We start from the raw sequence: 10,639 nt of genomic DNA, 5'->3' as shown, positions 1-10,639 counted from the left end.
GTGCTCTCGATCGTCATTCTCGCCGTAGCGCACGCCGCGCAGGTTGCCTCTGCGCCGGCGGCGGGTGGCGATCTGGTTATTGCGGACTTCCAGCCGCGGCCCAATCTCGCCTACGAACCGCGGCTCAAGGCCGGCGGCGATAACCGGCAACTGCGCATTGTGCGTGACGCTGGGTGCATCGAGGCGTTCGATCCTGCTCCGGCGAGGGCCGGAGCGGTCGGGTTCGAAGTCAGCGGGCGGTTCGACGAGGGCGGCTGCCCCGATTGGCCCGGTGTCGGCGGCGTCTGGCTGGAGCTGAAAGGCAGCCAGGCGGGCGCCTGCACCATCGAGTTCCTGCGTAAGGGCGGCGCTGAGCACGTCTGCGGAGCGTCGTTCGATGCGTCCGCCGAGTGGGCGACCGTGCGCATTCCGCGCCAGCGATTCGACGCGCCGTTCACCGCCGACATCGACATCGCGAGGATCAATCTGCCCGCCGGCGTGGATTTGTGCATTCGCCGCGCCGGCGTGACCGTCGGCAACGAGGCGTACCGAACCGAGATGACCGCCCGGACCCGTCGTATGCTCGATCATTTCATCTGGCGGGACGCTGTGCTCCAATCGCGAGGTCTGACGCTCCCGGTCATGGCCGACGCCCTCAGCGACCTCCGTCAGGCACTGGAGGCTGGGCGATTCGACGCCGTGGATGAAATCCGCACCCGCATCGACACTGCATGGTGGTTCGGGATTGAGCTCTCAGCCTTGCGCGCCATGAACGACGCCAACCTCGACCGCGCGACGGCCCTGCACGACGAGACCCTCCTCGCTGAGGCCCGCACGCATGCCGGGGCGATCGCCGATCTGTTCCGCCGCGCCGAGGCGGCCAAGGCCGTTGCCGATCTGCCCGATCCAGCCGCCGCCTACGAAGATGAAGACTCCCTGGCCGAGCGCACGATGACCGCCGTCACCGCCGCCGACCTTCGCCCCAGCGTCAAGGGACGATGCTACTATTCGCCTTCCGGCAAGCCGATCCATCTCTACGCCGTTCATTCGTTCTTTGCCTCGCGCGAAGGCATGTACGAGGGCGGGTTCGACCTGGCGTACCGGCGCATCGCCGGATTGGGCTTCAATGGGATCCGCTTCGAAGCCCAGCCGTACCAGTTCATGCCCACGCCGGACGGTCCCGACGCCGCCGTCGCCGAGTCCTACCGCCGTTCCATCCGCACCGCCTGGAAGTACGGGCTGTGGGTCCACTACGACAACCATTTCTATCTGCCCGGCTGGGCCTGCCAAAGCCCCGAGGAGTTTGCCGGCTCACAACCCAGCGGGCAAAGCAACTTCTATCAGAACCGCGAGGCCGTGCTGCGCCTCTGGTCCGCCACGGCCGACGCGCTGGCCGACTGCAAGAACATCCTCCTCTTTGAAACTCCCGGCAACGAACCGATGTTCTACGACATGGACGGCTCGATCATCCTGCGTATTCCCTCCATGATGCATGCGTGGAACCAGTTCCTCAAAGCGAGGTACACCAGCCGAGCCGCCCTCGCCGAAGCCTGGACCGCCAGCGTCGAGTTTCCCACCGAAAACGCCTTGCGGGCCGACGAGGACTGGGACGGCGACACGATCCAGCCGCCCGGCATCGTTGAGAGCGGCCTTGCCGACCCGAAGAACCAGACCGCGAGGCTGTGGGATTGGATCATCTTCGCTCGCGATTTGCAGGCGGCGACCTCCGCCGCCGTTGCCGGGACCGTTCAGGACAGGATTCCCGCCGCGACCTTCATGCAGCAGTATATCATCGGCGATGAGTTCAACCACGACCCCATTTCCCTGAGCTACCAATCGATCATCCAGGCCCGCACTGACGCCAGCGTCTTTCTCGGCAGTCACTACGGCGCCGCTGGGTACCAGGTTCTCAAGGCCGTTGCCCTCGGCACGCCTTCCAGCGACTCCGAATACCCCGCTGAGGACCGCTACGGGGCGTTCCTCATCCAGAAGCTGCTCAACTCCGGCCTGTGCATCTTCGCCGACTACGGACGGTGGGGCGGCGGGATGCTCTGGGAGAACGACGCGGCCGACTTCAAACCCTCCACCCGCTACGTGCCGATGATCGCCGATTTCTTCACCACTGCCGAACCGCAGTTCACGGAGCCGGTTCCACAGGTCGTTGTGATCGAGCCGACGCGACTCCGCGCCACCATGCAGGAGACCTGCATCTCCGACGTGCTCGCCATCATTGACCGCGCCGGCGTCAGGTATCATGTGTTCGAAGAGCACTACGTCATCGAACACGCCGAGGTGCTGGGTCGCTACAAACTGGCCGTTGCCAACCTCACCTTCGCTCACCCGGGTCTGCTCGACGCCCTTGACGCTGCCGGGATCCCCGCCGTTTTGTTCGGGTCGCCGGTCCGCGACGCCTACGGTCGGGTCTGGCCGGAGGGCCTCGTTGGCTGGTTCCGCGACCACCGGCGGTTTATCCTCGGTCAGGCCCCGGCCTCGGCGGCGCAGGCCGGTGACGCCGTCGGCGTGATCAGCCTCGAAGGCAGCGCCAGGTTCCATTACGACGATGCCGGCCTCGCCGGGACCGAAAAGTGGTCCGGCGGCGACTACGACGACTCCGCCTGGTCGACCAAGCCCGTTCCCGGCACCTGGGGCGAACTGGAGATCATGGGCTCGCGCAAGTACTTCCTGGGCGACGGGTGGTATCGCTTCCACGTGACGATCCCTGAGGCCTGGCGGAGCAAGGAGATCGCGCTCCGCATCGGCGCCATTGACGACACGGACGAGTGCTTCCTGAACGGCGAGCCGATCGGGCGCACGGGCACCGACACGTCCAACTGGTGGATTGCGCCGCGGCGATACGTCCTGCCCGAGCGCTTGGTCCGTTTCGGCGAGGACAACGTCATCGCGATTCGCGTCACCAACACCCTCGATGACGCCGGCATCACGCGCGGGCCCGTCGAACTGGGCACCCGCGATACCGCGTCGGTGCAATTCCTCGCCGACTTCGGCTTCCTCAAGCGTGGCGATGCGCTGGCCGCCGTCGTCACCGCCGACCAGTTCCTGCCCAGCCAACCGGACCTCGCCCCAACCGCCGTCGTTTTCGCCCAACTCGACGACCGCGCCGCCATCGTGAGTGACGGACCGTGGAGCCTGCTGGCCCTGGCTCCGCGCATCGGACGCGCGGAAAACGATGAGAGGCTGCTTCTTTCCGCCCTTCGGCACGCCGGTCTGGACGTGGTCTATCCCGCAGTTCCCAAGGCCCGCGTCTTCCCGTTCACCAGGGGCTATGTCCTCGTCTGCGGCGACCCTGACCATCCGACGCGACTGACCCTCCCAGGCGACTGCAAGCCGGTCGGGCAAGCTGTTCTCCAAGACCCTCAGCCCGCCGAAAACGGCACCGACTACCTCGTGCCGCCCGGTGCCGTCGCGCTGCTGCGATCAATGACACCCGGATCGCAGTAGTCTCGCCTGGCGGGCTGGCTTTCGAACACGGTGAATGGCACCGGTCGCACAAGCCGTCCGCCCCCCCGCGGCACGCGGAAGTCTCTGCGTTCCTGTGGAAGTCTCTGGGGTATTCCCGTTCGCCCCGGGCCCTGCCCCGATTTTCCCGGCATCGCAATCTCTTCGGCCCTCATCGGTTAGGAAAAACCGCAGGCCGAAATGCATCCCGATTTGACTTTTCGTGATTCGCCGGACATCTTTATCGAGGCCGCAACGCCCGCACGGTCAGCGGCCGGATGCTCTTTGACAACCGCACAAAACGTACAAAAAGCGCAGAACCCGCCTTGGGGAACGACTGGGTCTGTAGGTCCAGGAGTTTGGTGGCTGGCTGAGCATTGAGGGGTGGTACGGCAAGGTGGTTCCGATAAAAACCGAGACCGACGCACGCGTGCTCCGGTCTTGGTTGGACCCTTAACGGGTCATTTGCGGTTCCGATAATGTCTTTCCGATGGAAGTCTCGGCGGATGGCAAGGGGTTGGAGGAGCGGAAGGGGGTTCTGGTTCAACCGTCCCGGGTTCTCTCCCGTCACCAGGCTTGATCCTGCATGCGGCCCAAGACGTTGATGAATTGTGCAAAACCGTCCGTGGTTCTCCAGTGGTTGCCGATCTGCCCGCAATCCTCCTTGGGACAGGCGTTTAGCTAGCCGGCAACGAGGGCTGCCTCAAGCTCGACGCTCTCCGACGGTTCGGCTTCGTTGGTCACGAATTGGGCCTTGAAATCGCCCCAGACCGCCTCCAGATTGTTCAAATACTGCTGAAGCTCCGCTTCGCTGAACTCTGCCAGGAACTCCGCCCTGGCCGAACGATTGATCGTTGCGATCCTGCCGATCAATTCCTGCTTGGTCATCATGTTTCCTTTCGTTCGGCCTCGCGCTGGTCGCCACGACCTCTCTGGTCGTGCCCTCACTACATCGGCTTGAGGCGAGGGCCGTCTTTAATTCAGGGCCATGATCGCGGCGCGGTGTGGACAACTGGTGGAAAGCCCGGCTTCGGCGGCCGGGCGGGCGTGTCTAGGCATTTCGTTACCGGTTTGTCCCGATGTCCCCCTGTTTGCCGAAACTTCTTTTTTCCCGTTGACTTACAGCCTCGTCTTGATAAAATGGACGGTTGTCTCACAGGGGTGTTTGTTGTAAATAGAGGGGGTCACAATGATTCGGACGAAGAACGATATTATCAAGCAGCTCACGGAACGTCACGACTTGGACAGCGCCCGGGCCAGGCGGGTGGTCACCGAAGTGCTCAACGGCATTGTGGAGGCGACTCTGGAGCACGGACGGATCGAGATCCGGCGTTTTGGGACCTTCAAGGTCTGCCGGCGGGCCTCACGGGTGGCCAGAAACCCCCGGACCAACGAGCCGCTGCGCCTGCCGCCGAGGTACGTCCTGACGTTCGAGCCTTCGGAACGGGTGTCGAACAAGGTTTCACAGCGGTTTCCGTCACCCGAGCCGATGACGGCGATCCAGGAATACAGCTACGCGTCGTCCGAATAATATCGGACCCTGCATGAAGCCAAGAGGCCGACAGGGGCAACCGGCGGGGTGCGGATGCCGATGAGCGTTGCGACCGGGCCGATGCGGACGGCTACTCCGTAAGGGGTTCAGCCGCGGCGCTTCCGTTCTCCGCGTTCTGCTCTTCCAGGAGTTGGCTGATGCGGCGGGCGGCAAACTCGGTATTCGTCTGGTCGATGTCGGCTTCCTCCTCGAGCACCCGGCGGTACATCTTGAGGGCCTCCGACCGGTCGTGCATGCGGAAGTCGAGGATGACCGCCATCTGGAAGCGGACTTTGCGCCGGATGTCGGGGTTGAGCTTCAGGGCCAGTTTATAGTATTCGATGGCCTGGAGGTCTTCCTGGAAGTGCTCCTTGAGGATTTCTGCGGCGTAGTAGGCCGCATCCGGGGCCACCGTGCTCTGCGGGTAATCCTTGACGATCCGGCGGTAGATGTCCAGGGCGTCGCGGAGTTTATCCTTGTTGGTGACCAGGGGGAGAATCTCGCCTTCCTTGCGGAGTTTCTGGGCCTGCTCGAAGAGGGTTTCGGCCTCGGCGACCGCGACGGTCGCGCCCTGCTCCGGGATCTGGACCACGTCGATGGGGGTCAGGTAGTTGTAGGTCCGCACGTCCTTGAGGTCTTCCAGTTCACGCTGGGCCCATTGGGCCTTCTGGTAGTAACCCCGGTCCATGTACCACTGGAGCATGATCTCCAGCAGCCGGCGGTAGTCGGCCCGGACCTTGTGGAGTTCCTCGACCAGGTCCACTTCGGTCGCCGTGGTCAGGTCGACCTGCTTGTACTGGGTCTGGGACAGGTCGATCGCCTTCTCCAGACGCACCGGCTCGAATTCCTTGGGTTGCTGGGCGCACCCGGTGACAAACGCAATCGCCGCCGTGAGCAAGAGCCACTTGCCAGTCTTCATCGCCGTAACCTCCACCTGGGGAACTTACCGTGAGATTATTCAATACCGGACCCTGGCCCAAATCAAGGAAATTCGCGTTTTCGCATCGCCATTTCTGAATTGCATTTGACCCGCCCGGACGCTACATTCTATGTTTGCGTTTTTTTGCGGCGGCCGTATGACGCCGGCAGAGATCAGTGAAAGGAGATATTTGATGGCCGTTACCATTTACTACGAAAACGACGCCAATCTGGGGACCCTCAAGGGTAAGACGGTCGGCGTCGTCGGATACGGCTCGCAGGGCCATGCCCACAGCCAAAATCTGCGTGACAGCGGGGTCAACGTGATCGTTTCGGACCTGCCCGGAACGCCGAACCACAAGCTGGCCGTCGAGCACGGCTTCAAGCCGGTTTCGGCCGCCGAACTGACCAAGCAGGCCGACCTGATCATCATCACGCTGCCCGATGAGGTCCAGGCCCGCGTCTTCCAGAGCGAGATCCGGCCGAATCTGCGAGAGAACCAGGTGCTGGGCTTCTGTCACGGGTTCAACATCCACTTCGGGCAGATCGTTCCGCCGGAGAACATCGACGTGATCATGATCGCTCCGAAGGGTCCGGGCCACCTGGTCCGGTCTGAGTTCGAGAAGGGCGGCGGCGTGCCGTGCCTGATCGCGATCCAGCAGGACCATTCGGGCAAGGCCAAGCAGATCGGTCTGGCCTGGGCGGCCGGCATCGGCGGCGCCCGCGCGGGCGTCCTGGAGACGACGTTCGCCGAGGAGACCGAGACCGACCTGTTCGGCGAGCAGGTGGTCTTGTGCGGCGGCGTGACCGCTCTGGTCAAGGCCGGGTTCGACACTCTGGTCGAGGCGGGTTACCAGCCGGAGATCGCGTACTTCGAGTGCATGCACGAGCTGAAGCTCATCGTTGACCTGTTCTATCAGGGCGGCGTCAACTACATGCGGTACAGCGTCTCGAACACCGCGGAGTACGGCGACCTGACCCGCGGGCCGCGGATCATCAACGAGCAGACCCGCCAGGAGATGAAGAAGATTCTCGGCGAGATCCAGAACGGCGAGTTCGCCAAGGAGTGGATCCTGGAGAACATGGCGGGCCGTCCGACGTTCAACGCCCTCTACAAGAAGGACTACGATTCGCTGATCGAGCGGGTGGGCAAGCAGCTTCGCCGCATGATGAAGTGGATCAAGGCGAAGGAAGTCTAGTCCCGGCGCTCTCGGGATATTCCTGACCGTAACGAACGGCGGCACGGCTGGCTCACCGGCCGTGCCGCTTTGCCATTGGAGCGAAGGAGGTCGCGATGGGTTTCGATCTGGTGACGTTCGGCGAGTGCATGGTGCGGTTGGCGGCTCCGGATCGGATGCGACTCGAGCAGGCGAGGCATCTGGAGGTTACCGCGGCGGGGGCTGAGTGGAACGTCGCGGTCAACGTGGCCCGGCTGGGCCATAGGACCGCGTGGGCTTCGCGCCTGGTCGACAATTGGGTCGGCCGGTTCATCGCCGGCGAGGCCCGCACCCACGGCGTGGACACCTCGCAGGTGGTCTGGACCGAGTTCGACGGGATCGGCAAGGTTCGCAACGGCTTGTATTTCCTGGAACATGGGGCCGGGCCGCGGGCGAGCAACGTGGTCTACGATCGGGCCTATTCGGCGATCAGCGGCATGAGCTTCGACATGGTCGACTGGAAGAGCCTTTTGTCCCAGACCCGCTGGCTGCACGGGACCGGGATCACGCCGGCCCTCTCGGAGACGGTGGCCGAGACCACCGTCAAGGTCTTCCGCATGGCGGCTGAGATGGGCGTGACCACCAGCTATGACCTGAACTTCCGTTCCAAGCTCTGGCCGTCGAAGCGGGCCATCGAAGTCAATTCGCAGATCGCGCCGTACATCTCAGTGATGATCGGCAACGAGGAGGATTTCGAGAAGGCGCTTGGTGTCAAGGCCGCTGGAATTGACCAGAACTACGCGAAGCTCGACCCGGCCAGCTACGAGCCGGTCGCCGTTGAAGTCAAAAAGAAGTTCCCGAATATTCAGTGGATTGGCACGACCCTTCGCGACGCCAAGACCGGCCTGCTCAACGACTGGCGGGTGATCCTCTACGACGGGACGCGGCTGTACACCTCGAAGGCTTACGAGAACCTGGAGATTGTCGACCGTCTCGGCGGCGGCGACAGCTTCGCCTCAGCGGTCATCGCCTCGTTCCTCGAGGGCAGACAAGACGGCCAGGAGATCGCGGAGTTCGCGGGCGCCTATTCGGCCCTGGCCCACACGTTCCCGGGCGATATGAATTGGGCCACCCGCGAAGAAGCCGCGAAGGCCGCCAAAGGCGCCTCCGCCCGCGTTTCGCGGTAGATGTCGTTGTTTATTTATAATACATTAATAAGGGCTGTCTGTTCTGTCGGCAGCATTGCCAGGCGAATGAACGTCGGTTACAATTTGGAGTAGGGCAAGGTGATGAGGCGGGAGTTTGATGATGTCGAGAAAGTCGAGGAAACATACGCGAGGTCCGTCGGCAAGTGAATTGGCGGCGCCGGGGGGGGAGCAGTTGGCTGTTCCGAAGGTTCCCGCTCTGATTCAGAGACACCTGGATGAGCTGATTGTCAAGAGCAAGAGCGGGTTGCTCTCGGATCAGGAGCAGGCGGACCTCGACGAGATGCTGGACTACCTGGACGATCTGAACCTTGTGGTGTTGCAACGCCACGTGGACTGACGCGACCGCGGGCATGCGGGTTGAGTTCTCCTCACATACCTGACCATCTTCGTGATCTGGTGAGACATCGTGCGTCCGGCAAGTGTGAATACTGCCGGACGGACGAACGGACCCAGGTTGCCTCCTTTGCTTGCGATCACGTGATCCCGGTGAATAAAGGGGGAAGCAGCGAAGCGGGCAACCTTGCCTGGGCCTGTCCACGCTGCAATGCCTCGAAGGGATCGAGCGTCACAGCGGTGGACCCAACCAGCGGACGGGAGGTTCCGTTTTTCAACCCTCGTCAGGATCGGTGGGACGATCATTTCCGCTGGTCGTTCGACTCTCTGACGATCGAGCCTCGCAGCGCCGTCGGCCGGGCAACGGTTGCACGTCTCAAGATGAACCGGCCAAGGATGGTCGAGATCAGGAGGTATTTAAAGCGGTTGGGGTTACACCCACCGACTGACGGGTGATCTACCATGTACGTCTGGCCTTGAGGTTGTACTTGACGATGCACCAGATGGCGCGGACGCCGTCTTTCCAGCCGATTTTTTTGCCTTCTTCGTAGGTCCGGCCGGCGTAGGAGATGCCGACTTCGTAGACGCGGCAGCGTTTGGCGGCGACCTTGGCTGTGATTTCCGGCTCAAAGCCGAAGCGGTTCTCCTCGATGCGGATCGACTGGATCACCTCCCGCCGGAACACCTTGTAGCAGGTTTCCATGTCGGAGAGGTTCAGGTTGGTGAAGCAATTTGAGACGAAGGTCAGGAAGCGGTTGCCCACGTAGTGCCAGAAGTACAGGACGCGGTGGGACTCGCCGCCGGCGAACCGCGAGCCGTAGACCACATCGGCTTTGCCGTCGACGATCGGCTTGATCAGGCGGGAATACTCCTGCGGGTCGTACTCGAGATCGGCGTCCTGGACCACCACGATGTCGCCCGTCACCGCGGCAAAGCCCGTCCGCAACGCTGCGCCCTTGCCCTGGTTCCTTTCGTGATACAACGCTCGGACATGCTCATTGGTCGCCAGCCGGCTCAGGATCCCGCGGGTGCCGTCGGTCGAGCAGTCGTCGACGAGAACGATCTCCTTTTCCAGGTCCACCGCTTCGACGCGGCGCACGATTTCCTCGACCGTGCCGGCCTCGTTGTATACGGGTATGACCACTGAAAGCTTCATCTGCGCTCCTGCCGGTTCGCTGGTCAGTCTATCGACGTTGACGATGGGTGTCAATCGCGGCGGCCCGGTTTTCCGATCCTGCCCGGTCGCGGTAGTCGCGCGGGGTCATGTGGAAGTAGCGTCGAAATGTCCGACTCAGGTGGGCGGCGTCCACGTAGCCGTAGCGCGGCGCCAGGGCTGAGAGCTTCGTGCGTCCGGAACGAAGCTCGACCGCGACCTGGGCGAGTCGTCGCCGCCGGGCGTAGTCGGCGAAGCCCGTGCCCATGGCGGCGCGGAACAGGTGGGTGAACAGCGAGCGGCTGACGTGGCACGCCTGGGCGGCGTGATCGACAGTGACCAGTTTCTCGCGTCCGTCCTCCAGAAGCTTGAGTGCGGGCAGGATTCGCTCCAGGCCTTCCGGCCGTCTGTCCCGGTGCGCGGTTGCCGGTTGATCCGAGTGCCGGGAGACCTCCAGGAGCAGCAACTGCACACGAAGCAGGAGTTCCTGCTCACGGAACGTCTCGTGCCGGAGCGTTTTGATGAACTCTCTTCCAGCGGCCAAAACCGAGCGACGAGCGGATGGCGGCGCGATCCGCGGCCGGCGATCGGGAGGAATCTTGAAGAGGCCGAGGAAATCGAACGGGCCGGCCAGGGAGGAGATGGCCACCGCGCCCGGCCAGACCACGGCCACCACCACCTTGGCCTGGCCCCTCGGGACCGAGAAACCGTGAGCCTCCATCGCGTCGCAGAGCCACAGTTGGCCCGCTCCCAGCCGCCGCGTCAGTCCGGGCCAGTGGCGGATCATCTGCCCCTCCAGCACGACGCCGATCTCCAGCCCGGCGTGGACATCCCACGTTTCCACAGGCCGCCGTTCATGCTCGTAGTACGCGCAGCGGATCGAGTGCCCTGGTCCGACCGCGGT

At 63.3% G+C, this 10,639-nt stretch carries 10 protein-coding genes; 6 read left to right on the top strand and 4 right to left on the bottom strand.

Features of this window, described 5'->3' with window-relative positions:
- On the top strand, positions 1 to 3,438 hold a 3,438-nt coding region (locus tag GXY33_13975; protein ID NLX06241.1), incomplete at its 5' end, for a hypothetical protein.
- Between the two features lie 678 nt (positions 3,439 to 4,116).
- On the opposite strand, the gene GXY33_13970 is transcribed toward GXY33_13975, so the two are convergent.
- Positions 4,117 to 4,323 carry a hypothetical protein gene (locus GXY33_13970; GenBank protein NLX06240.1) on the bottom strand — a complete coding sequence of 69 codons (207 nt, stop codon included), beginning with the start codon at positions 4,321 to 4,323 and terminating at the stop codon, positions 4,117 to 4,119.
- A 301-nt stretch (positions 4,324 to 4,624) separates the two neighbouring features.
- Here GXY33_13970 and GXY33_13965 point away from each other — a divergent pair, with 301 nt between their 5' ends.
- On the top strand, positions 4,625 to 4,966 hold the full coding sequence (locus GXY33_13965) for an HU family DNA-binding protein (protein NLX06239.1): 342 nt from the start codon (positions 4,625 to 4,627) through the stop codon (positions 4,964 to 4,966).
- A gap of 91 nt (positions 4,967 to 5,057) precedes the next feature.
- Here GXY33_13965 and GXY33_13960 read toward each other — a convergent pair whose 3' ends face one another.
- Positions 5,058 to 5,885, bottom strand: a complete 828-nt coding sequence (locus GXY33_13960; protein ID NLX06238.1) for a tetratricopeptide repeat protein — start codon at positions 5,883 to 5,885, stop codon at positions 5,058 to 5,060.
- Positions 5,886 to 6,078: 193 nt separating this feature from the next.
- Here GXY33_13960 and ilvC point away from each other — a divergent pair, with 193 nt between their 5' ends.
- The 4 genes from ilvC to GXY33_13940 all read left to right on the top strand — a co-directional run bounded on the left by ilvC (position 6,079) and on the right by GXY33_13940 (position 9,038).
- Positions 6,079 to 7,083, top strand: a complete 1,005-nt coding sequence (gene ilvC / locus GXY33_13955) for a ketol-acid reductoisomerase (GenBank protein NLX06237.1) — start codon at positions 6,079 to 6,081, stop codon at positions 7,081 to 7,083.
- A gap of 95 nt (positions 7,084 to 7,178) precedes the next feature.
- Complete coding sequence (locus GXY33_13950) at positions 7,179 to 8,228, top strand: sugar kinase (protein ID NLX06236.1); 1,050 nt, start codon at positions 7,179 to 7,181, stop codon at positions 8,226 to 8,228.
- 121 nt (positions 8,229 to 8,349) lie between these two features.
- Positions 8,350 to 8,586 (top strand): hypothetical protein, encoded by a 237-nt coding sequence (locus tag GXY33_13945; GenBank protein NLX06235.1) that lies wholly within the window; start codon positions 8,350 to 8,352, stop codon positions 8,584 to 8,586.
- Positions 8,587 to 8,606: 20 nt separating this feature from the next.
- On the top strand, positions 8,607 to 9,038 hold the full coding sequence (locus GXY33_13940) for an HNH endonuclease (protein ID NLX06234.1): 432 nt from the start codon (positions 8,607 to 8,609) through the stop codon (positions 9,036 to 9,038).
- Between the two features lies 1 nt (position 9,039).
- Here GXY33_13940 and GXY33_13935 read toward each other — a convergent pair whose 3' ends face one another.
- Together GXY33_13935 and GXY33_13930 are read right to left on the bottom strand one after the other, a co-directional pair.
- Complete coding sequence (locus GXY33_13935) at positions 9,040 to 9,738, bottom strand: glycosyltransferase family 2 protein (protein NLX06233.1); 699 nt, start codon at positions 9,736 to 9,738, stop codon at positions 9,040 to 9,042.
- Between the two features lie 28 nt (positions 9,739 to 9,766).
- Positions 9,767 to 10,639, bottom strand: an 873-nt coding sequence (locus GXY33_13930) for a helix-turn-helix domain-containing protein (GenBank protein NLX06232.1), incomplete at its 5' end; no start/stop codon positions are given.

The sequence above is a fragment of the Phycisphaerae bacterium genome (genome assembly GCA_012729815.1).
In the GTDB taxonomy this organism is placed as follows: domain Bacteria; phylum Planctomycetota; class Phycisphaerae; order JAAYCJ01; family JAAYCJ01; genus JAAYCJ01.
This window is presented reverse-complemented; position numbering and strand designations above follow the sequence as displayed.

Bases quoted from the DNA above. Each gene is read 5' to 3' on its own strand.
- GXY33_13970 (NLX06240.1), bottom strand. From the start codon at position 4,323: ATGACCAAGCAGGAATTGATCGGCAGGATCGCAACGATCAATCGTTCG.
- GXY33_13965 (NLX06239.1), top strand. From the start codon at position 4,625: ATGATTCGGACGAAGAACGATATTATCAAGCAGCTCACGGAACGTCAC.
- GXY33_13960 (NLX06238.1), bottom strand. From the start codon at position 5,885: ATGAAGACTGGCAAGTGGCTCTTGCTCACGGCGGCGATTGCGTTTGTC.
- ilvC (NLX06237.1), top strand. From the start codon at position 6,079: ATGGCCGTTACCATTTACTACGAAAACGACGCCAATCTGGGGACCCTC.
- GXY33_13950 (NLX06236.1), top strand. From the start codon at position 7,179: ATGGGTTTCGATCTGGTGACGTTCGGCGAGTGCATGGTGCGGTTGGCG.
- GXY33_13945 (NLX06235.1), top strand. From the start codon at position 8,350: ATGTCGAGAAAGTCGAGGAAACATACGCGAGGTCCGTCGGCAAGTGAA.
- GXY33_13935 (NLX06233.1), bottom strand. From the start codon at position 9,738: ATGAAGCTTTCAGTGGTCATACCCGTATACAACGAGGCCGGCACGGTC.